The sequence below is a fragment of the Cellulophaga sp. BC115SP genome (assembly GCF_009905545.1).
Classification (GTDB): Bacteria; Bacteroidota; Bacteroidia; order Cytophagales; family Spirosomataceae; genus Flectobacillus; species Flectobacillus rivi.
This window is the reverse complement of record NZ_JAAALB010000007.1, coordinates 70,832-94,435: the sequence shown is the minus strand read 5'-3', so window position 1 is coordinate 94,435 and position 23,604 is coordinate 70,832. Positions and strand designations below refer to the sequence as shown.

General features: G+C 37.1%; 10 protein-coding genes. All 10 read right to left on the bottom strand.

The features are described 5' to 3' along the window. Positions 1-48: 48 nt before the first annotated feature. The 10 genes from GVN22_RS07775 to GVN22_RS07730 all read right to left on the bottom strand — a co-directional run bounded on the left by GVN22_RS07775 (position 49) and on the right by GVN22_RS07730 (position 23,600). Positions 49-1,692 carry a DUF262 domain-containing protein gene (locus GVN22_RS07775; protein ID WP_166550470.1) on the bottom strand — a complete coding sequence of 548 codons (1,644 nt, stop codon included), beginning with the start codon at positions 1,690-1,692 and terminating at the stop codon, positions 49-51. Continuing rightward, complete coding sequence (locus GVN22_RS07770; RefSeq protein WP_166550469.1) at positions 1,689-2,738, bottom strand: hypothetical protein; 1,050 nt, start codon at positions 2,736-2,738, stop codon at positions 1,689-1,691. Before GVN22_RS07770 ends, GVN22_RS07775 begins: the two co-directional genes overlap by 4 nt. After that, positions 2,722-3,909, bottom strand: coding sequence for a DUF3696 domain-containing protein (locus GVN22_RS07765; RefSeq protein ID WP_166550468.1), 1,188 nt, complete (start codon positions 3,907-3,909; stop codon positions 2,722-2,724). Before GVN22_RS07765 ends, GVN22_RS07770 begins: the two co-directional genes overlap by 17 nt. A 130-nt stretch (positions 3,910-4,039) precedes the next feature. Next, positions 4,040-7,342, bottom strand: a complete 3,303-nt coding sequence (locus GVN22_RS07760) for a VCBS repeat-containing protein (RefSeq protein ID WP_166550467.1) — start codon at positions 7,340-7,342, stop codon at positions 4,040-4,042. Positions 7,343-7,580: 238 nt separating this feature from the next. Beyond that, the gene (locus tag GVN22_RS07755) at positions 7,581-10,898 is read right to left on the bottom strand and encodes a VCBS repeat-containing protein (RefSeq protein ID WP_166550466.1); all 3,318 of its coding nucleotides are present in this window, start codon (positions 10,896-10,898) and stop codon (positions 7,581-7,583) included. 75 nt (positions 10,899-10,973) lie between these two features. Continuing rightward, positions 10,974-14,288, bottom strand: a complete 3,315-nt coding sequence (locus GVN22_RS07750; protein ID WP_166550465.1) for a VCBS repeat-containing protein — start codon at positions 14,286-14,288, stop codon at positions 10,974-10,976. 72 nt (positions 14,289-14,360) lie between these two features. Beyond that, positions 14,361-16,424 (bottom strand): glycoside hydrolase family 97 protein, encoded by a 2,064-nt coding sequence (locus GVN22_RS07745; protein WP_166550464.1) that lies wholly within the window; start codon positions 16,422-16,424, stop codon positions 14,361-14,363. 254 nt (positions 16,425-16,678) lie between these two features. Next, positions 16,679-19,930, bottom strand: coding sequence for a VCBS repeat-containing protein (locus GVN22_RS07740; protein ID WP_166550463.1), 3,252 nt, complete (start codon positions 19,928-19,930; stop codon positions 16,679-16,681). A gap of 17 nt (positions 19,931-19,947) precedes the next feature. Then, positions 19,948-21,090 (bottom strand): DUF4249 domain-containing protein, encoded by a 1,143-nt coding sequence (locus GVN22_RS07735; protein ID WP_166550462.1) that lies wholly within the window; start codon positions 21,088-21,090, stop codon positions 19,948-19,950. 29 nt (positions 21,091-21,119) lie between these two features. Beyond that, positions 21,120-23,600, bottom strand: coding sequence for a TonB-dependent receptor (locus GVN22_RS07730; protein ID WP_166550461.1), 2,481 nt, complete (start codon positions 23,598-23,600; stop codon positions 21,120-21,122). Between the last annotated feature and the right edge of the window lie 4 nt (positions 23,601-23,604).

Sequence of the window (23,604 nt, the reverse complement as noted above, 5' to 3'; positions counted from 1 at the left end):
AGCCCTCATTCGAAATGTTCGAATGAGGGCTTTTTTAGGTTAGAGAAGCTAAAAGTCTAAATATAATTCTATCCTTTCAATAAATTCATGTTCTTTCTTTTCAATTAGTTTTTCCCTTATTAACAACAAATCTTTATTTTTTCTTTGCGCATATAAATCACGCATTTCATCAGTTATGAATAATTCTTCATATTGCCCTCTAAACTCATCAGAAAGAAGATACTGTAACGAGGTTTGCTTTTTATTTAAATCATTAAGCATGTTTCTCTGAATAGGTACAAAAACAGTATTTCCTATCGAGTTTTCATTACGAAATAGCTTATACTCATTAATACCTGTAATGATATTGGAATTAATTGGTTCGGTAGTTAAAATACTATTTTTATGAATAGCATAGTTAACCATGAATAAAGCTAAAGTTTGCTTTCTTACACCACCAAAGTCAATTTTATCTGGAAATGTCTCTATATCAAGCTGCACATCTGGATCCCAATAAAAAGCGTTTGTGTTATTCTCTCTGCAAAACTTCAAGAAGTATTCAAACGCTTTTTTACGTTTTGAAGGATTATACTTGGTAAAACAATTTGTATAAGCAGACTGCCAAAACCATAGTTTTAAATTATAAATATCCTCTTTTACTAACTTTTCTTTAATATTAAAATACTGAACTAAAAAGATAAAATGTAGATTTGCAGGAATATATTTCAAATCAAATATTGCTAAGTATTTCTTAAAAAAATCTACAGAAAAATTACAATTTTCTAATGTCCTTGTAACAACTTCAGAAAAATTTGGCTTTTTACTAAGCACCTCTACATCAGTCGCTTTACTATCTAAATATAATGGACCAAAAGAGCTTTGAATAGTTCGGAAAATATTTTCTCTGAATGATTCTCTTTTCTTTTTGTTGAAAAAATTTCCTTTTTCAATTTTTTCAACCAATTCTGATATTCGAGCCCCTAATCTAAAACTTTCAGTTGATGTAATAGCAGATAATTGTTCCTCTTCGTTTACAGGTTTTCCTCGTGTATTTACTCTAACAAACATTTGATTGGCAGTCTCAAAATCTCCTCCTGATATATCTACAGAAGGCAGCATATAGTCCTGTATTTTATATGCTATTTCCTTAAATTTTGATAGGTAATTGTTAATATCTTCGCCATTCAAAAGATTTATATTTTGTGCAAACTTGGTTTGAATATCATAAAATTCTCTTGTATCAGCTAGTTTATATAATTGTACTTTATAGAAATCCAGTTTCTCAATATTTTTGGGGCCAATTTCAACACGATCATCCTTAAAATTATAAATCAAATTAAAATTCTCTAACCATTCTATTTCATCTCTAATTAGATTTGTCGTATTCGGATTTATTAGACACCCAACAATAGTCGAAAGTCTTTGAAATCCATCTAAAATATAATTGGAGTATTCACTTGGAGTGTCGGATGTATATGAGCCTATATTCCTATCTTCATAGTCTGGATCATAAGCTATATCATCACTGGGTTTCCACAATAATACTGTTCCAATCGGATATCCTTTAATTATACTATCAAACAAATCTCGGCGTTCTTCGGGACTCCATTTATATCTTCTTTGGAAAAATGGTATTCTAAAATTGCCCTTTTCAAAGTCATCTAAATAATACGCTAATCGCCTAACTCGTGCATTTATCTGTAGATTGGTCATAAAAGGTAATTTATTTCATGAATGATGTGTTCAAATTCATTACGCTCAGTACTATCTCGATTATTAACCTTTGATTTGAATAATGGCTGGTGTCTTATTATTTCCTCTAAATCTTTCCTACCAACATGTTCAAAATTAGAAGAAAAATTAGATTTAAAATTTGGGAAAGGTAGTCCTAAACCAATTCTCCTAAATAGATCATCACTCAAATTAGCATACAGATTTTTGATTTCAGGTTTTAATGATGCCCTATCCCTAAGTTTCCCTTTTGATGAAAAGCCTTCCTCTAAATCAAAAAAGTCCATTTGATATGGCTCTAATTTAATATATGCTTTTATGAAATCTTTTTTATCACGCTTATGTAGCATGCTATTAAATACAGATTTTGGCATATAGTTTTCTTTTTCTCGTTTGAATAAAATGTGATATGCAATATTTCTTTTCTCTAAATACTGTGTTTTACTTTTAGGCAAACTTGGCAGGCTAATCGTTCCATCATTATTCACTATACAATACTCTCTATCACTATCTTTGATTACATAACAACGCAAATAGTCTTCTTTATTTTTTGTAAGTTGCGGATGATTGAACATCTCTTTTAACATACCATTTACTGTATTATCACTTCCTCCACCACCATTTTCAAATTTTAACCAATGATTATCTTTTGCTTCAATTAATTCATTGGCAAAATTTTTGAATATACAATTAATAAACACTGGTTCATATTCATAATTCTCAACTATAATAGTTAGAGGTTGATTTAGATACAATTGAGCTTCAAAGGTATTGAAACTGTCTGAGGCATTTTCACTGATATTAATAGTTTTTTTTGTAGAAGAGGGTCTTATACTTCTTTGAAAAAGTTTTTCCAAAGATTTGATATCTCTTGTACCTAATTCTTTATACCATTCTGTTTGCTCGATACTTTCAAGATCCATACCTAGCCATGTGTGTCTACCAGATATAAAAAAGTCTAGGATTTCATCAAGAGAATCAAAATTTTGTGAGTTTAAAAAGCAATTATTATCAATTTTTACTTGCATCCGTTTTTCTCTTTTTTTGGTTTCTTCTCAATTTGTAAACTTCATCAATGCTCTCATTAAATACATTGTCAGGCCAATCTTCAATCTCGCCATCCTCCTCTATTACGATTGGCTTTAAAGTGCTAATTTGATTGTTCTCATCATAATCTACATAGTAAATTTGGAGATCATCTGGCGTAAAATGAAAATCAGGATCGGCAATTAGATTTTGTAATCTTAAAATAAAATTTTCAGAATGAGTTTCGACCAGATATCTCTTGTTATTATCCTCTAAAAATGATTCTACAAATCTCTGGGCTAAATTGCCGTGAGCAGCGGGATGTAAATGACTCTCAGGCTCCTCTATGATGATAAGAGTAGGCTCTATTTCTTTCATAAAAGACCTTGTTATCAGAGGTAATACTTGTGTAATTCCTTGTCCAGTATTTACGATATTGACAGGCTCTATATTATTATTTTTCAGAGTAAATCTATATTTGAGATTTGAAGACCCTGGAATTTGATGATCTTGAATTTCAAAAGACCAATTTTCAAAATTAGATTTATACCAACTACTTACTGCGTTGCAAATTTCTTTTTCATTATTATAATCATTAATTAAAATAGAATAGGCATTTTCTCCTCGTAATCCAATTTTAGTAAACTCTTCATTTTTAAATGTGTATTCCTCCTCAGGCTTTACGCGTAATGCTTCTATATAGTCGTAATTTAGTTGTATATCTTCAATAACATTATTTTCCCGTACAAACCCTTGAAATAATGACTCTTCCTCCTTTGTAAAAAGGACTTTATCATTTTCAAAATATGTCCACTCTTCTATTTCCGACTTATCTTTAATCATATTTGTTGGAAGTTTGACGGCAACCTTTAATAACCCAAAAGTAGAGTCATCCTCACTATTGGAAATTTCAAATCTTAAATACTCCCCTGGAAATATTCTTCTGTTATAAACTAAGTCTCTATATTCTGAACCAATTTTTACTCCTCCAGATTCAAGCTTTAAAGCTTCATTAATTTTACCTTTTAAACTATCTCCCAGCATTGTAGGGAGCTTCAACACAGCCGTTTTACCAGTATTATTCTTGCCTATAAGAATAGTAATAGGCTTTATTTCCAATGTTTGCCAGTCTTTAAACAACTTAAAGTTTTTAAATTTTATCTTGCTAATCATATCTTTTGCGTTTTGAAACATTTATTTTTCAAGAATATAAATGTCATATCCAAATATAATAGGGTGAACTTTAGTATCTATTTAGAATACATTTTAATGCTAATCTACATGAATTTAGATAGAATTCATACTAATTCACAATATCCCAAATCTCTGCCGTATCATTATTTTTGGCAATGAGTAGGGCTTTTTTACCATTTGCTTTTTTGAGAATTCTTGTTTTGCGCACTTGTCCTTTTACTAAAAATCCTGTTTCTAAAGAGGTCATTTTCCTAAAATTACCTTTCCCATCATTTTGAAGAATTATACCGAAGTTGGCATCAAATCTTCCGATTTCTGGTAAAACATCAAAGAAATTTCCATTCATGATAATTTCTAGTACGCCATCTTTATTCAAGTCTACACACTGGATACTGGTAATAGGCGAGGTTTGTGCCATCATGGGGAATGGTGTAAACTTGAATTGTCCTTTGCCCAAATTCCACATAACGCCAGACTCACTATTATTGACCTTTTGGACTGTAGCAGATTCCAATTGACTGTCTTCAAAAAGGTCCCCCATTTGGGCTGAAGCATAATCTGAAAACTTCAAAAACTTCTGTTTTATTTCTGGTAACTGCTTTTGCAAATCGGCTTTCAAAACCATTGGCCAAGGCTCTCCTTGACGATAACAAGTCATGATTTGCTCGAAAGAACCATTTTTATCAAAATCATTTACATATAATTCTGCTGGTTCGGTGGCAGATACTTTGAAGTGATGATTATTGCCTAGATTACCCAACACAAAATCCAAGTCTCCATCATTATCCAAATCCGCTGCTTGGATGGCGTTCCACCAACCGTTTAAAGCTTGATTCCCAAGGTCTGATTTTGTAAAGTTTTTACCTTTGCTATTTTGTAAAATAACTACAGACATCCAGTCGCCAACAGCTATTATTTCGGGATAATGGTCGCCATTCAAATCCTGAATAGTCACATCGGTAATCATTCCTAGTGCTTGGTTAGTACCTAGAAGCTGACCCGATACGTCTTTGAAATTACCCTTGCCATCATTCTGTAGAATAAAACTGTTTGGGTTCTGCCCATAGCGTGCGGGAGTCATACGAGTACCTACAAATAGGTCTAAATCCCCATCTAAATCATAATCTAATGCCTTGGCACAAGCTCCACTGGTACGATTAGTTGGGAGAGTTGGACTATAAGTAAAATTTCCTTTCCCATCATTCAAGAAAAGACAATCCGCCAATTGTGGGTCGTTAGGTAAAAACTCGTTACTGCCTGTGACCCAGTATAAGTCCAAATCTTTATCACCATCAGCATCAAACAATAAGGCATCAACCACCTCAAAACCCTTATATGGTTCAAAAGAAGGCATATTTTTAGGCGATAGTTGTCCCGATGTTGACTGCAAATAGATTTGCTTGGGTTGCGTTGCCGAACCACCGATAAATACATCCTCGATGCCGTCGCCATTGATGTCTCCTACAGCTAAGGCTGGTCCTTGGGTAGAGTATTTTTGCTTGAGCAAACCATCACGGTTATAATCTACAAAGTCATTTTCAACATGGGTATATTTCCAACCAGACTGTACGGTATGATTTACTAATAATGGCTTTAGATTGTTTGGCGTTTTATAGACGAATCTCTCCTTAGCTTGAGCGTGTTCCAACGTAAGAGTTTGATTCGCTTTAATGTTGCGAAGTGTCTGTTTAGCGTCATCACTCCAAATAACCACTAAAGAATCGATAGTTGTATTTTTTCCTAAACCAAAGTTTAAAGACAAGTCCATTGAAGACTGGAAGCCTCGATTGGGTAGCTGTTGTAAAACCTGTTGTTCTCCCTTTTGAAAAATTGAAACCTTCGCTCCTACACCAAAAACATTTTTTTCATATCCTTTCAAACGAATCTTCAAGTAATTACGCTGAAGTTTTTCGTTGGTTTTGTTTCTGTAAATCGAAACAGGAGAGTCATTGTTGTTTACCACTAAATCCAAATCACCATCATTATCCAAATCGGCATAGGCAGCGCCATTCGAAAATCCTGGACCTTCAAGTCCAAAATCTTCAGCATGATTTTCGAATTTTAGATTCCCCAAATTCTTGAAAGCATAATTGGGCACTGGTGTAGAGGTCATTTTATCAACAAACTCATGGTAATCAAACTTCTTCCCGTTCAACATTTGTTGCATGGTATTTTCGTCGCCCAAGAAGGCAATATAATCTTGGTCGGTAAGGTCTTTCATGATGCCTGTTGCCACGAAAAAGTCTTTTAAACCATCATTATCCATATCAAACATCAAACCGCCCCAACTCCAGTCGGTCGCATGTAAACCTAGCTGCTGCCCCATTTCTGAAAATGTCCCATCTCCATTATTGATATGCACCATATTGCGCATATATTGGTAATAATAGTCCTGTTTGAGCTTAAACTGGAAGAAATCGTAACTTTCATAAGTGGCAGTACGCTTGACACGCTCTTCACTTTCTGGAAACATTTCAGTCACGATAATATCCTGCCACCCGTCGTTATTCAAATCGGCAATATCTGAGCCCATAGATGATAATGGGGTATGTCCGATTTGTTCTTCAATAGCTTCTTTAAAAGTACCATTACGCTGGTTGATATAGAGATAATCTCTTTCGTAGAAATCATTTGACACATAAATATCTGGCCAGTTATCATTGTTGACGTCGCCGACAGTTACACCCAACCCAAAGCCAATTAAACTTCCATAAATACCTGCTTGGTCGCTGACATCTACAAAGTGGTTATTATCATTCCGATACAACTTATCGCCACCCAAAGAGTCTCTTTTTGCCCTGAGATTGGCATATCCTAGCCTATCCATTGGCGTGAAGCTGTTGTTGAGACAGTACATATCGAGGTCACCATCGCGGTCGTAATCAAAAAATGCGGCATGGGTTGTAAAACCACCATTGGTCAAACCATACGCTTGGGCTTGCTCTTTGAAAGTTGGCATTCCATCTTTTATTCCCTGATTGATATAAAGTTGGTTACCTCGGTTATCTTTATTTCCTGAATTACAAACATAAATATCCAGCAAACCATCGCCATTGACATCCGCCATGGTTACGCCTGTACTCCAAAACTTTTTCCCAGAAATCCCTGCTTTTTCGGTAATATCCTCAAACTGTAAATTGCCTTTGTTGAGATACAAACGGTTTTGTTCAAAATTTGAAGTCAAAAATAGGTCAGGCAAACCATCATTGTTGAGGTCGCCAAGGGCTACACCACCGCCATTATAAAAATTACGGTAGTTAAAAATGTTGAAATCTGGTCGATCAAGAATATGATTGGTAAAGTCCACACCCGTTTGACTAGCAGAAAGCTCTTCAAAAAGGGTATCCTTGGGCGATGTAGAACAACTCCATAAACACGATATTGCTACTAGTAATCCAACTATTTTTTTCATATAAACAGAATGCTATGAGCCAAAGCTTTAGGCATTTTCTAAGGTCATTTTTTGTATGGGTATGTTTGAAAAAAGGGATAAACTTACGCTGATCATACTGTTCTCACTTTGTGCCTATAAACCTTTTCCCTTATTCCCACTATCTACAACTTTTCCTTACAAAAATACAAACCTCACCACGCTTTTACGCATAGTGAGGTTTGTATTTTAGCATTTATTCGACCATTTGGAAAAACTATTAGACTTGAGACAGCACCATCAATGTATCATTGTTTCTAACCACCAAAATATAGGTCTTCCCTTGTATTTTAATCGGCTTCAAACGCTTGACTTGTCCTTTGATAGAAATACCTAAAGGTTTCACCTCAAAATCTCCTTTTCCCTTATTAACCAACAAGGTTCCGTAATCGGCATCGTAGCGTCCCATTTGGACATTACAATCGTAAAAATTGCCCATCAGGAGAAAATCGGGCAGATTATCACTATTGGCATTTATGGCTTGTGCCGCAAAGTATGGGGCAAGTTGCGCCTGATATGGCAAGGCTTTGATGCTAAAGTTTCCTTTACCATCATTCAGAAGCACGGCATTTGAAAAATAGTTGGCTTCTAAGGTTTTGGCAGCTTCTAGTTCAGTGCTTCCCACCAAGTCTTTGATTTCGGCTTTGGCAAAATCCTTGGCTAGCAAAAATTTCTTTTTCATAAAAGGAAACTGCTTTTGGGTCTCGGTCTTATTGGCAAATAGAATTTCTTGTCCACCTAAATAATAGGTCAATAAGCCATCGGTTGAGCCATTTTTATCAAAATCATTCACATACAAACGCACAGGTTGCTCAGGAGAGGCTTTTAATCGACTATTTAAGCCTAAGTTCCCTGCCACAATATCCAAATCGCCGTCAGCATCAATGTCAGTAGTGTAGGTAAAATTCCACCAACCTCTTTCTTGCGTTAGCATTTTTTTCACCAACTTTCCTTTTTGATTTTCGAATAAACAAAGTCCATCCCATTCCAAAGACAACAGTAAATCCGTGTCGCCATCTTTATCTAAATCTACACTTTCAGTATTTTTGACCAAACCTACTTCTGATAATTCTGGAGCTGTTTTGGCTGTAATATCCACAAATTGTTTTCCATTGTATTTGAACAAATACGAATGAGGAATTTTACCATAAGCAAACGGCACCGAGCGCCCACCCACAAATACTTCTGGGCGACCATCACCGTTAATATCTTGGGCTTTGATACAAGCTTCGGTCATTTTTACAGCTGGAAAAGCGCCTTCTTGAGCTTTTAAAAGACCTTTACCATCATTGAGATACAAACGAGGCTGGATATATTCGGAGCCAACAGCGTATTGATTTCCACCTTCTGCCACTAGTAAATCTAAATGTGAATCGCCATTGATGTCTACCCATTGCGCATCTACCTCCTCATAATTCAGGTCTTTTTGCAAATCGGGTTGAGCGATTTCTTTAAACTTCCCATTACTTTGCTGAAGGTACACTTTTGCCAAACTGGTTTGCGATGACCCAATAAAGAAATCTTCCAAACCATCATGGTTGATGTCGGCGACCGCTAAAGCTGGTCCTTCCGATGACATTTTGTGCGGGATTAACGCTTCTCTTTCAAACTCATGGAAAAGATTTTCTTCATGCTTTACTGTTACTCCTAAAATGTCTGAAGCATCCTTAAAATATGTTTTCGGACGATATTTATTTTTGAAACCTTCAAAATCAAATACAGGAAGATTAGCCTTATACGAAATCGTTAAAGAATCTTTCAAGTCTTCTTTTCTAATTTTCTGAAAAGTTCGGTCGGGCCAAATCAAATAAGCCGAATCCACCTCGGCACGATTGCCTAATCCCATCACCATCGGAATCTCCATACTCGCTTGGAATGCTCTTACGGGAAATTTTTCAAAATAAAGGGTTTCATTTTTCTTAAAAATCAAGACCTTCGCTCCTATGGCATTCAGGTTTTGAGCTTTCCCTTTCAAATACAAACGCGTATGTCCTCGTTCTGGGGCGTAGGCATCCGCTAAGTTCTTGTAGACGTATGCTTTTTCATTGATATTATTGGTCACAATATCCAAATCGCCATCATTGTCCAAATCGGCATAGATAGCGCCGTTGGAATAGGAGTTTTGATTATTGGTAATTTGAGAAGCGATTTCTTCAAAAGCTAAGTCAGGTTTATTCTTAAAAAACTGATTGGGAATTTTGATTTCAGGAAGTTTCCCGTCTAAAGAAATATCCTTCTCATCCATCTGCTTTTGGTCTAGCTTATTTTGAACCTCCTCCGAAGAAATAAAGTTGATATAATCCATATCATTTACCCGTTTCGGAATACCATTGGACACAAATAAATCTTTACGACCATCATTATCAAAATCAAAAATCAATGGCGACCACGACCAGTCTGTAGCAAACATATTGGCATATAAACCTATTTCACTAAAAGTATTATCGCCTCGATTCAGTTGTAAATTATTTCTTGAAAACTGATACCCATAACCTGCTTGGATTTTGTAAAAAAAAGTAGAGTAAGAATCTTCCCCTTCCGAGCGTTTGAGGATTTCTCGGTCATAAGGAAGCATATCCATAGACACAATATCGTCCCAAAAATCATTGTTCAAATCGGCCACATCGACTCCCATCGAAAACTGGCTTGTATGACCAATCTGACTCGTAAGTTGATCGGCAAAGCTTCCATTTTTTTGATTGATGTACAAATAATCATTTTCATGAAAATCATTTCCAATGTACATATCTGGGTAGCCGTCAAAGTTGAAATCGCCCAAACCAATCCCTAATCCATAGCCCAAAGCATCGGCAGCTATGCCTGCTTGCTGGGTGATTTCCTCAAATTTGCCATTATTGTTTACGTAAAATCTATCGCCAGCCAAAGGGTGAATGCTTCCCTTAAAATTATCTCTAGAACCAAAAGTACCATTTTGATGCACCGAGTGATTCAATTGGAACATATCCAAATCACCATCTAAATCATAGTCGAAAAAGGCCGCTTGTGTGCCAAACCCAATTAAATCAAGTCCATATTTTTGGGATTGTTCCTCATAAACAGGCACGCCATCAGCGCCTATTTTCTGGCAAACAAACAATAAGTTATGTCCTTTTAAAATCTCAAAATCACCAACTTGGCTGACGTAAATGTCCAATAATCCATCTTGATTTATATCGACAATCGATACGCCATTTGACCAACCTTTTCCACCTTTGAAGTTTGCTTTTTCGGTAACATTTTCAAATTTCATATTACCCTTATTCAAAAAGACCTTGTTGTCGGTCATGTTGGCTGTAAACACCAAGTCTACCCAACCATCGTTGTTTAAATCTCCTGCACCTATACCTCCACCATTGTAGAAATACATATAGCGGAAAATATTAAAATCTTTAGTTGGATTGAGGTCGTTCGAAAAGTCGATACCTGTAGTTTCGCTCTCTAACAACTCAAATGCAGGTGGCGTTTTCTTCTGACAACTTTGCGTAAAAAGAAGGAATAGGACGAGAGGGAGGTATATAAGAAATGAAAATCTTTTCATCGAATCAGCGAGAATGATGTGTATATCGAAAAATTCCCCTTACAAGGGTGATTGCCAATGTAAGGGGATACAAAACTATTTTTTGAGCGCAAATAACCTTGGTACTTCGTTATTAATGAGTGCCAAATATTCGGTTTGAGTTTTTACTTTAACAGGCAAAATTTGCTTGATTTCACCATTCAAAACAAAACCACTTTCTTGATTGGTAAGTACTTCAAACTGTCCTTTTCCCTTATTAATCAATACATTTCCACGACTTGCATCAATCATCGCCAACTGCGGAATAAAGCCTGTGTAATTGCCTCCAATAATCAAATCTGGTTTACCATCGTGGTTTACGTCAGCTTGTTCGATAGCATTGATACATGATAACTGAGCTACCTCTGGTAGAGCTACTACCGTAAATTTACCTTTGCCATCGTTAATAGCCACTATAGATTTACAGTAAGTCACTGTTTTGGTCAAGCTTCCCTCTAAGACATCCGATGGGAACAAATCTTGCAATGACTTTTTAGCATACTCAGCATGTTGCAGAATTTGCTTTTTCAAGGCTGGGAATTGCTCTGCCATTTCTCTTTTCAAGAAAACAGGAGAATCCTTTTCGTCAATTGTCTTGGTTAAAATTTTATCAATGCTTCCATTTTTATCAAAATCTTTCACCCAAATCTTCAAAGGAGCATCTAACTGGGTATGTAGCGTAAAGTTTTCACCCATATTACCCAATACCATATCGTTATCGCCATCGCCATCTACATCTAATACTTTAATAGCTCCCCAGAAGCCTGTGTATTCTTCTAGACCATTATCTGCTTTTTCGAATTTGGCACCTTTAGATAATAAGGTGACAGGTGCCATCCAGTCGCCCACGATGACCAAATCCTTCTTGCCATCTTTGTTGACATCCGACAGAGAGGCATCACGTACCATACCGAGTTCTTTCAATTGTGGCGCAACGCTTGCTGTCACATCTTTGAATGCACCTTTACCGTCGTTTTGGTAAATAAAACTATTAGGATTTAAACCATATTGCATCGGTACACTACGACTTCCTACAAACAAATCTATATCGCCATCAGCATCATAATCGAGTGGCAATACTACAGAAGTATTCAAGGTATTCATCGGGATAGCCCCTGACGAATACGTAAATTTGCCTTTACCGTCGTTTAGATACAGTCTATCCAACAAGTCATTCGTACCTTCCGAAACCTCATTACCTCCGCTACCTACCAACAAATCCAAATCACCATCTTTGTCGGCATCAAAAAATAGCACCGCAGTATCTTCAAAAAAGGCTGTTCTTTCAAACGATTCTTGTTTGGACAATTTGAACCCAGTGGCTGTTTGCAAATACAACATACCTGCTTGATCCTTTGCCCCTGCAATGTATATATCCTCTAAACCATCGCCATTGACATCGCCAACGGTAGCCTTTGGTCCTTCTTTCGAAAGCATAGCAGGAAGATTTTTTTCTTGGTAAAAATCCTCGTATGGATCTTCTTGATGTTTTTCAAACGGCTGAGTTACCCATTGAAAATATCCATCTACTAGCTTTGCCTTTGGATAAGACATTTTTTTACCATCCTTCATTTGATACGAAACCAAGCCATCAATTTTCGGATTTTTGTAAATACTAATACGTTGATCAGGCCAAGTAATAATGAGGGAGTCTACTTTGGTATTTTTTCCCAGACCAAAATTCAAGACATACTCCGCACTCGACTGGAATCCACGAGAAGGAATCAGTGAACGAGTTTGTGTTTCTTTTCCTGTAAAAACATCTACTTTAGCTCCTACTGCATAGGTATTCTGACCTTCGCCTTGAAGTTTAACTTTTAAGAAATGAGGTTTTTCTGCTTGTTTGTCAGAATTGTTGCGATATACAAAACATTGAGCGTTCACGTTGTTTACCACCAAATCTTCATCTCCATCGTTATCCAAATCGGCATACATCGCACCATTAGAGAACGAAGGTGCATCAAAACCAAAATCCTTAGCCTTTTCTTCAAACTTCAATGATTTAGTATTATGGAAAAAATTATTAGGAATCGGCGTTGAAGGCATTTTTTCAATGATTTTATTAAAATCTTGCTTCACGCCTGTCATGCGCATATCCTGTACCAGTTCATTGGCAAAAAAGTCAATAAAATCTTGGTCGATTACGTCGTTATAAATACCATTACAAACATAAATATCATTGTATCCATCGTTATCGGCGTCGAACATTAAGGCACCCCAACTCCAGTCACTCGCTGCTACACCAGCGTAATTTCCTATTTCCGAAAAAGTACCATCTTGGTTATTTAACTGAAGACTATTTTGCTGAAATTGGTTATAAAAACCACGTTCTTTTTTCAGTTTAAAAACATAATGATTATCGAAAGAAGAAGTAGTTTTCAAACGATATTCATCACGTGGAAGCATATCTGTAGTAATGATTTCTTGGTAACCATCATTATTGATATCAGCCATATCAGCACCCATAGAAGCAAGGCTGATATGTTTCATACGCTGTTCGATTTCTTCTTTGAAAGTTCCATCCTTTTGGTTGATATAGAGATAGTCTTTTTCATAAAAATCGTTAGAAACATAGATGTCTGGATAGTTATCATTGTTAGCATCGCCAATGGTTACGCCCAAACCAAAACCAATCAAAGAGCTGTAAATACCTGCATCTTTGGATACGTCATGGAAAAAGCCGTTATCGTTACGCATCAATTTATCACCTCCACCTTTCAAGAAATCTTTTACTGGCCAATCCTCAGCACGTAATTCACGGTTGTTGGCATAATTGAGCGTATTGACAGGGATAAAGCTGTTGTTGAGAATATAACAATCCAAATCGCCATCCAAATCATAATCAAAAAATGCCGCATGGGTAGTATAACCTCCTTCGTCCAAGCCATATTTTGCGGCTGACTCAGTAAAAGTCGAGTTACCATTGTTGATAAAAAGGGCATTTTTTTGTTTTTGGGTAAACTTATTAATCCCTGCATTACACACATAGATATCTAGAAAACCATCATGATTGATATCTACCATGACCACGCCAGTATTCCATTTACCTATTTCTTCTACGCCTGCTTTTTTGGAAATATCCTCAAATTTCCAGTCGCCTTTATTAAGATATAGTTTGTTGGCGCCCATGTTGGATGTCAAGAAAATATCGGGCAAACCGTCGTTATTGATATCGCCAATGGCTACGCCTCCGCCATTATAAAAATTGCGGTAATTGAATATATTGAAGTCTTTTGAGTTTTCGACTTTATTCACAAAATCAATGCCCGTATCCTTACTATCCATGAGTTCGAACACGGTGTCGCTTTTACTCGAACATCCCAATCCAATTCCCATGAGGGCTATAAGCGACAATTGTTGTAATACTTTCATTCTTTTGTTTATATAAGGTTAGTTATGGTTGTTGGGAAAAGTATTCCATTTTTCAACCCAACAGTCGATATCCTATTTAATACTGATTGCAAAACCACCACCTTTAGCGATTTTGATTGTGCGCTTGGTTTGTGAATCTACCGAAACTTTTTGGATTTGATAAGCTTCTGGATTTTTCTCCCAATCCGCATTGCTAGCATCTTGATAGATGGTTGCTGTGTAAGTTTTACCAGAAGGCAAAAAATCAAAATTTACTAAAAGCTCTCTTGAATTTTCATCACTCACAGCTCCTACAAACCATTGGTTCTGTCCTTTTTGCTTACGAGCAATCATGATAAATTCTCCTGGTTCTGCCGATAAAATTTTGGTATCGTCCCAATCTACAGGAACATCTTTGATAAATTGTAAAGCATCGGGATAAACCTTGAGATTTTCTGGCAAATCGCCCACCATCTGCAAAGGACTGTACATGGTCACATACAACGCCAATTGTTTTGCCAAGGTCGTGCGCACACGAGTGGTGCGAGATGGAATAAACTGATTGAGGTGCATTTTGAAAAAACCTGGCGTATAATCCATAGGACCGCCCATCAAGCGAGTAAATGGCAAGATGGTTTCATGCTCTGGGACCAAACCCAACGTTGGGGCGTTGTTAAACTCATTCCCACGAGCAGCTTCGTTGGCAAGCCAGTTTGGATACGTACGGTGCAAGCCCGTTGGACGAGATGACTCATGCGCTTCAATCATAATTTGGTACTCAGCAGCTTTTGCTGCTACACGATTGAAGTGATTTACCATCCATTGACTATCATGATGCTCGCCACGAGGAATAATACGACCTACATAGCCCGTTTTGGCTGTTTCAAAGCCTTTATTTTTCATAAACTGAAATGCCTTATCCATTCGACGCTCATAGTTGGTCACCGAACCCGATGTTTCGTGGTGCATAATCAGTTTTACATTTTTCTTTTTGGCATAAGCGAGTAACGCATCTACATCATAGTCCGAATATGGAGTAACAAAATCGAAAACTTCCTCTTTCCAATTCCCAAACCAATCTTCCCAGCCTTCGTTCCAACCTTCTACTAGCACACCGTCAAAGCCATTGTCAGAAGCAAAATCAATGTATTTTTTTACATTTTCGGTATTTGCCCCATGCTTTCCACCTACTTTTTCCCAAGTAGCTTTGCCCACGTGCATTTCCCACCACATACCGATAAACTTTTGTGGTTTTATCCAATCAGTCTTTTCAATTTTAGATGGTTCATTAAGATTGAGAATAAGTTTAGATGACAAAATTTCTTCAGCTTTATTACTCAAAACAATCGTTCTCCAAGGGGTATTAAAAGGTGTTTGCAAATAGGCTTTATTCCCTACCGCATCAGGCGTAAGATGAGAAGTAAGCCCAAAAGTTTTGGTATTTGCCATCAGGTGCATAACAGGATAATTGACCAAAGCAGCCTCGTGGATATTGAGATAAATTCCTTGAGGGGTTTTCATCATCAAAGGCGTTTGAACGGCATTATCCGCAATCAAGGATTGTAGGGCAATATCCTTTTCTTTTTTAGCAGCAGCTAAGGCATGAATCTCTGAAAATAAGGTTGTATTGTACAAATATTCGTTGGTATCATAATCTCCTGGAATCCAAAAAGTTTTGTTATTAGTCGCCAAATTAAATTGCGTTAGCTCATCAGCAACAATAAAATGCTTAAACCCTTCTTGCTCTGGAAACTCATATCGAAATCCAATACCATCGTTAAAAACCCTAAACACAACATCTACCAATACATTCGCAGGAATGGCTTTTACACGAAGTTTTAGTTGTTTATAATGATTTTCGATACTCTTTACTTCTCCCCAAACAGGATTCCAAGTTTCAGAAAATTCACTAGAATCAGCAGAAATAAGGGTAAAGTTTGTGAGAGAAATAGCAGGTTTTTGGAGCTTAAAACCTAGAGCAGAAGGCTTTACAACCGAGGTTTGAGCCAAATTTAAGGCATACGTAAGTTTACCTTCTTTGGTGACATTTAGAGTCAAATTAACACGTGCATTCGGAGAGGCAAGATGATATGCCTTTTGAGAAAAAACCTCTGCTGAAAACAGCAAAAGCCCCAATAATAAGCCAGTGAATTTCATAGATTGATATAATTGTTTAAATAAAAATGGTTCTTTTTTTGAGGGATAAGGCATAAAGGGCGAATTGTGAGTTGAGAGTTGTGAGTGATGAGTTGAGTAATGAATGTAAAATTTTAATTGCCCACTAAAACCCAACTTCTCTTTACCTATACCCTGAACCCTATCCCCTAAAAACACTTTGTACCGCTGTACCTTTGTGCCTGTTCACTAAAATCCAACTCCTCCTTGCCTATCCCCTAAACCCTATCCCCTCTTCACCACACATACCCTTCAACTCCTTCGCTATTTTTTCCAACGAATAAATGTTTTGGTAACGCTAGGATAGATTTAATATCTCCTTTGAAAAATAGACCTGTTTGAGCGACGGACATGCTTTCGAAGGCAAACTTTCCTTTATTTTTCAACAAAATACCATAATTAGCGTCAACCTTACCAATTCTCAAACGCAATTTACTATTATTACCTGCCAACAAAATATCAGTTTTGCCATCCTTATCAAAATCTTGCAAAGCTATCGCATACACAGGAGCGTATTGGGCTTGCATCGGTAATTGATGTGCCACAAATTTCCCTTTTTGATTTTCCAGAACCAGCGTTTTCAAGTTAGTAATCTCCAGTCTATGTGCTTTCTCTAAAGCTGCTTGGTCAAAAACGTCCTCTATGGTTGCCTTCGCAAAAGTGGCATAATCTGGAAATTTCTTTTTCAAAATTGGCATCTGTTCTGCCATTTCATCTCTGGTACAAGCAGGATACGACTTTCCTTGAATATAATAATTAAGGAAAAAGTCAACCGTTCCGTTCATGTCAAAATCATCAAAAACCAAGCTAGCTGGCTCTGCTTTCGAAGCACGAATTTGGGTATTGAGTCCCATATTTCCCAGTACTAAATCCAAGTCTTTGTCTCCATCCAAGTCGACTTGTGCAATACTTGTGTACCAGCCTGAAGGAATATCTGTTGCCTGAATCTCGAACGCTCTATTACCCTTATTTTTTAGGATTATCGGACTCATCCACTCTCCTACGACAACTAAATCAGTTGTACCATTTTGATCAAAATCATCTGCTTCAACACCCGTGATCAAGCCGTAGGCTTCTAGTTCTTGTTTGGTAAAATGTCCCTTCCCGTCATTCCAAAGGATAGCACTCTTTTCTGCCACTGGAAAACGGTTAGGCTGAATATGACCACCAACAAAAACATCTAAATCGCCGTCTTTATCCAAGTCAGCAGCTTTTACTGTTTTAGTATTCAAACCATCTTCGATAGTTTGAGCGAGTTTTAGATTTCCTTTTCCATCATTTAACCATAACTGGTCTTGCTGTTCGCTCAATTGTGCGTTGGCATAGTTACCAACTGTCACATATACATCTGGCCACTGATCACCATTAAAATCGCCTACGACTGCATCTTGTTGAAAAGCAGGCGGAGATGAAAGTTTTTGCTGCTTGAAACCTTCTCCGTTTGCCAGATAGATTACTGGCGACGACAAAGCATTTCCACATACCCAAACATCCATTTGTCCATCCTTATTAAAATCACCTGCCACCATTTTGGGACCTGTATAAGAATAGTGCATTGGCAACATTACCTGACGGTCGAAGTTATTGGTAAGAGCAATCTCAGAAACCACCGAAGGAATGGTTGTTTTGGTAAAAATTGGATTTACTTTTTGCTCCGATTGAAGAGCATTACAAGTTGGTGTTTTCTGATAAATTATGTCGTATTTATTATCAGCTTTAGGTTGACACAGTTCTGTAATAGAACCTTGTGCATCAGGCCAAAATACTTTTACAGAAATAACTTTCCCAGTACCAATCCCAAAAGTCAAGGGCTCAAGGCTACTTGACAGGAAACCACGACTATTGGCTATTTCTTGGGTCAAAGTCATTGTGGAATCTTTTCCTTGCACACGAACCTGCACTTTAGCACCTATAGCAAAAGGGTTTTGTGAAGAACCTGTCAATTTTACTTTTACCGCATGAAAATCTGGCTGAATTTTTTGACTTTGATTTTCATAAACGTGTGCCTTATCGTTTAGGTTGTTTGTAATAATTTCAATATCCCCATCATTATCCAAGTCTGCGTACACTGCACCGCTTGCTACAGTAGCACGGTCGAAACCCCAATTTACTTGTTCATTGATAAAGCCTAATTGGTGATTATTTCTAAAAATATAATTCTTGGTTTGACTCGTTGGCATCTGCTTCAAATGCTCTAATAATGGCTTTTTAGAACCATAAGCCTCCTCATCGTTGTAATATTTGATAAAGTCGGCATTGGTATAGTCTTTTCCTAGTCCATTACTTACAAAAATATCTTTGTAACCATCCAAGTCAAAATCTGCCATGAGTGTTCCCCAACTCCAATCGGTATTAGATACACCAGCCAATTGACCGATTTCAGCAAATTGTCCGTTTCCTTGATTTACCTGCAACATATTACGCATATTGGCATGCCAGAAGCCATTTTGTAATTGTGCCTGATAGGTATTCCAGTTGTCTGGCCAAAGCAACAATTTCTGGCGAGCATTATCCTCTGGCAACATATCTAGGGTAAAAATATCAGGTAGGTTATCGTTGTTGATGTCGGCAATATCAACTCCCATCGACGAATACGACGTATGTCCGATACGCTCACGAAGTTCATCTTTGAAGGTACCATTTTTCTGGTTGATGTATAAATAATCATCCTCCACGTAGTCATTGGTTACATAAATATCGGGATACCCATCCTGATTAACATCCGAAACCATTACTCCCAGACCAAAACCCAATGGGTTTCCTTTGATACCAGCTTGTTCGGACACATCAGTAAAATGCCCCTTATCATTTCTGAAAAGTTTATCTCCTGCATTATAATCACGAGCAGCACGCATAACGGCGGCCTCCTTACGTTGGTATCCAGCCAGATTATGATTAATTAAAAAGCAGTCTAAATCGCCATCAAGGTCATAATCAACAAAACTAGCTTGCGTAGAATACCCTGAATCATCCAATCCATATTCTTGTGCTTTTTCGGTAAATGTTAGATTATGATTATTGATAAAAAGCTGGTTTTTACGCAAATCTTCTGACCTTAAACCAGAGTAACACACATAAATATCCAGCCAACCATCGGCGTTAATATCAACTACCGAAACACCTGTTTTCCAAGCACCTTGGCGACCCGCTACCCCAGCTTTGGACGTGATATCCTCAAATTGCATTTCTCCTTTGTTCAGATACAAAGCATTAAGCACCTGATTTCCTGTAAAATACAAATCTGTCAAGCCATCATTATTGAAATCGGCAGCAGCAACACCTCCTCCGTTATAAAAATATTCATAATTGAGAATATTTTCCTGTTCAGATTCTGTCACGATATTGGCAAACTGAATACCAGTTTCTTCAGGTGTTTTAAGCGTAAAAAGTGTTTCTTGTTGTTGGCAAGAAATACCCATTATACCCAAAAGACCTAGGTAGAATATGTTTTTGAAAATATGTTTAATCACTATCAGATTCTTTATCATGCTTTTATTCCTTTGGCTTATTCACGCCAAGCTTCAGGTTCTTTTTTTGTTCGAAATTTACCCTCAATGCAAGGGGTTAATGGACCACTAATGGCACCTGGAGGCGGTGGAATGGCTCTTCCTTGATATACTTTTGGAATAGCCGTATATCCGTCTGAACCAATCGAGCGGTCAATATATACTATTTTTTGTTTGGCTCCGAATACTTCAAAAACACCTAAAATCTTTTCTTCAGGAAAATCTACAGAAGTGATATTGGGGCTAAACTGTGTTTCGGCAGGTACGTCAAATAGCGTTCCTGAGCTCTGAGATACATTTTTGATTGTTCTCAAATACTGATAAAGTTTAGTCGGAATAGCTCTTTGTTCAATCTTCAAATAATACAAAGATTTATCAGTGTAAGGAACACTCGCTACTTTTACGCCTCTGATTGTTTGTCCATTCAACAAATTATCAGAAAGAATATTAATTAAAGTTGAATATTCTATATCAAAACAAGTCTCTGAGCATTTGTAATTTATCAACTCTGGGACTGTTTGCCCTAAAGGAAAATTATTTTCTATGCTACATTTATTTTGAATATAATCGTAACCACGTTCACAACTTGCACAATAGAGAGTACGCTCATAATGTGTCCATTTCCATTCATAATATTGCTGTGGATTTGCCGGGTCTTTAAAATCGGCAAATACTTGAAAAGCATATCTTCGTGCATCGTTGGTCGGATAATCCGTATCTATTTTAAACTGTGTATAAACACTATCTATCGCAGGCGATGCCGTAATTTGCTCTGGTGTTGATTTATATTTTTTACCATTTTGCAAGGTAATATTTAAGGTATAACTTCTACCTACAACGCCTTGAAATGTGGATGAAGACTCATAAACTCCTCCTGAAAGCTCTGAGAGCCTTTCCTGTTTTCCTGAATCATCTTCAAAAAATACCGTTGCACCAGTTATGGGTGTACTTTCGGTATTGATATTGATGTTGGGAGACGAAAAAGACAGGTATACTCTATGAGGTCCTTTCAAATCCGAAAGCGAGGCTTCTACCGACAAATATCGTTCTCCTGCAGCTTGGGTGTAATCTCTAAGTTCGTCGATACAAGAACTCAAGCCCAGCATTAAACTCAGAATTAAAAATCTTAAATAGGTTTTCATACGCTATGAATGCTAAAGGTCGGTAAAACTTATTTGAACTTGAAATTATAACCTAAGGAAACAATCGGCGAGGCGAAAACACTCAATCGGTAAGCTCTAATTACGTCGTTTTGTGTTTTGAAAAATACTGAATAAGCATTTGAGCGCCCCAAAAGGTTATATACCGTAAATGCCCAACTTCCTTCCCATCGTTTGGTTTTCATACTCGGATTAGAAATAATCCAAGAAAAATCTAGTCGGTAGTAGTCAGGAATGCGGTCATTGTTTCGACTCGTATATACCAGAATCTTCTGGTCATCAAGCGTATAAGTTCCTACAGGTGCTGTCAACGGACGTCCTGTGCTATAGACAAAGTTGAAGGAAAAACTATTATGCTTATCAGGCTGCGCATTAAACATCAAGTTGAGCGTATGAGGCTTATCATAATTAGTCGGATACCAGTCTCCTTTATTAATACGTTGTTCTGGATATTGACCATCAACTTTCGAAAACGAACGAGCGAAGGTATATCCAATCGAGCCTGTAACCTCTCCTTTTTTCTTCGTAAGCATCAACTCTGCGCCATAAGCCAAACCCTTTCCGTTTAATAATTGAGTTTCGATCGTAGGATTGAGCTGTAGATTTGCGCCTGAAATATAATCAATCATATCTTGAGTTCTGCGATAGTAAGTCTCTACAGATAACTCCCAAATACTTTCTTTCAAATTTTTGAAGTATCCCAATGACACCAAATCGCTACTTTGAGGCTTGATATTATTGTCCGACAATTTCCATCTAGCCGTTGGCAAAGGCGTTGTATTATTGGAAACTAATTGCAAAAACTGATGCATTCGGTTATAACCTAGTTTCAAAGAAGAGTTTGCGTCGATGGTATAAAGTGCGGTCAAACGAGGTTCTAGTCCTCCATAATTTTCAATCACTCCTGATGTCAATGTACTTTGTAAAAGCGTTTCGCCCGAAAGAGGCTCACCAGCCACATATACTCGCTTAGGAGCTGGTCCCATACTCAAGTATTGTACATAGCGCAAACCCAATTGAACTCTTAGTTTTTCACTAAGCTTATATTCATCATCAACATAAGTTGCCAGTTCGTAGCCCTGTTCTTTATCCAAAATAACTTTGGCAATATTTGACACAATATCCTTGTTCAATATACCTGGCTCTAACTCATATCGAATACCCGATATACCCGCATTGATTTTATGCTTCTCGTTAGGATAGTAGGAAAATTGAGCTTTGAAATTATAATATCGAATCGAATTGCGAAGGTCTATCTTATTAGCAGTATCAGGAGCAACCGTCTGGCTTTTGTACAAACTAGAAATCGCAGAAACCTCTAAACTACTTTTACTTGAAAAAAAATGATTCCAACGTAGGGCTAAATTCTGATGTCCGTAAGTAAAATCCGTTTGATTGGCTACTACATTTTCAAGGCTAAACAAGGAATCTACTCGATAAAAATCATGATTAATATAAGCGGTCAGCGAAATCGTATTTTTCTTATCAGGCTTAAAAAATACTTTAGATGCCAAATCGTAAAAGTTAGCTCTGGTATTTCTTACTTCAGGAGAGCCAAACCATTTAAACCAAAAATCATTAAAGGATACCCGAGCAGAAGTCATCAATGACAGTTTATCCTTAATTAAAGGCGTTTCAAATGTCAAACGATTTGATATGGCACCGATTCCACCCTGTACACTCCCCTTTTCGAGACTAGGCTCGCTCATCTTAATATCTAACACAGAAGCAGTGCGTCCTCCAAAACGAGCAGGAACACCACCTTTGTACAATTCAACCTCGCGAATCGCATCGGATGGAAAAATGGAAAATAACCCAAACAAATGCGTTGGATTAAAAATGGGAGTGTCGTCAACATATATTAAATTTTGATCAACAGCTCCTCCACGTACATTGATACCATTGCTACCTTCGCCCACGGAGCTTACACCTGGGAGAGTCTGCAAACTTCTCAAAATATCCACTTCTCCCATCATAGCAGGAATCTTTTTGATACCTTTTAAGCTCAACAAAGAAACCCCTAAAGAGGGTGTCTGAATATCCTTACGAGTTGCTACACTCGAAACAATCACTTCTTCAAGCATATTAGATACAGATTGAAGTTCAATCTTCATTTTAGTATCTTTATCTAGCTTGATATACTTTCTAAATATCTTATATCCTACGGCTGAGATTTTCAAAATATATTCACCTTGTGTCAATCTCATATAAAAATTACCGGTAGAATCTGTAATCACCCCTGACTTCACATAATCAATTGAAACACTTGCATTTGGAATGGGCTTTTGGTTTTCTAGATCAACCACATTTCCAACAAGAGCAAAGGTTCGTAGGAAGGTTCTATCTCTGTTGACTGACGAATTCAATCTAGCTAGTAATTCATTTGAACTCCTCTGAGTTTGTCCCAAAGAAAAAAAGTTAGCTCCCAAAATACCTACTAGTAGGATGACTATAGGAAGCGTAATGCTATTAATAGGTTTAATTTTTCTCATTAAT

What these genes read in the sequence shown, in the direction of transcription:
- GVN22_RS07775 (WP_166550470.1), bottom strand. Translation starts at nt 1,692, where the DNA reads ATGACCAATCTACAGATAAATGCACGAGTTAGGCGATTAGCGTATTAT.
- GVN22_RS07770 (WP_166550469.1), bottom strand. Translation starts at nt 2,738, where the DNA reads ATGCAAGTAAAAATTGATAATAATTGCTTTTTAAACTCACAAAATTTT.
- GVN22_RS07765 (WP_166550468.1), bottom strand. Translation starts at nt 3,909, where the DNA reads ATGATTAGCAAGATAAAATTTAAAAACTTTAAGTTGTTTAAAGACTGG.
- GVN22_RS07760 (WP_166550467.1), bottom strand. Translation starts at nt 7,342, where the DNA reads ATGAAAAAAATAGTTGGATTACTAGTAGCAATATCGTGTTTATGGAGT.
- GVN22_RS07755 (WP_166550466.1), bottom strand. Translation starts at nt 10,898, where the DNA reads ATGAAAAGATTTTCATTTCTTATATACCTCCCTCTCGTCCTATTCCTT.
- GVN22_RS07750 (WP_166550465.1), bottom strand. Translation starts at nt 14,288, where the DNA reads ATGAAAGTATTACAACAATTGTCGCTTATAGCCCTCATGGGAATTGGA.
- GVN22_RS07745 (WP_166550464.1), bottom strand. Translation starts at nt 16,424, where the DNA reads ATGAAATTCACTGGCTTATTATTGGGGCTTTTGCTGTTTTCAGCAGAG.
- GVN22_RS07740 (WP_166550463.1), bottom strand. Translation starts at nt 19,930, where the DNA reads ATGATAAAGAATCTGATAGTGATTAAACATATTTTCAAAAACATATTC.
- GVN22_RS07735 (WP_166550462.1), bottom strand. Translation starts at nt 21,090, where the DNA reads ATGAAAACCTATTTAAGATTTTTAATTCTGAGTTTAATGCTGGGCTTG.
- GVN22_RS07730 (WP_166550461.1), bottom strand. Translation starts at nt 23,600, where the DNA reads ATGAGAAAAATTAAACCTATTAATAGCATTACGCTTCCTATAGTCATC.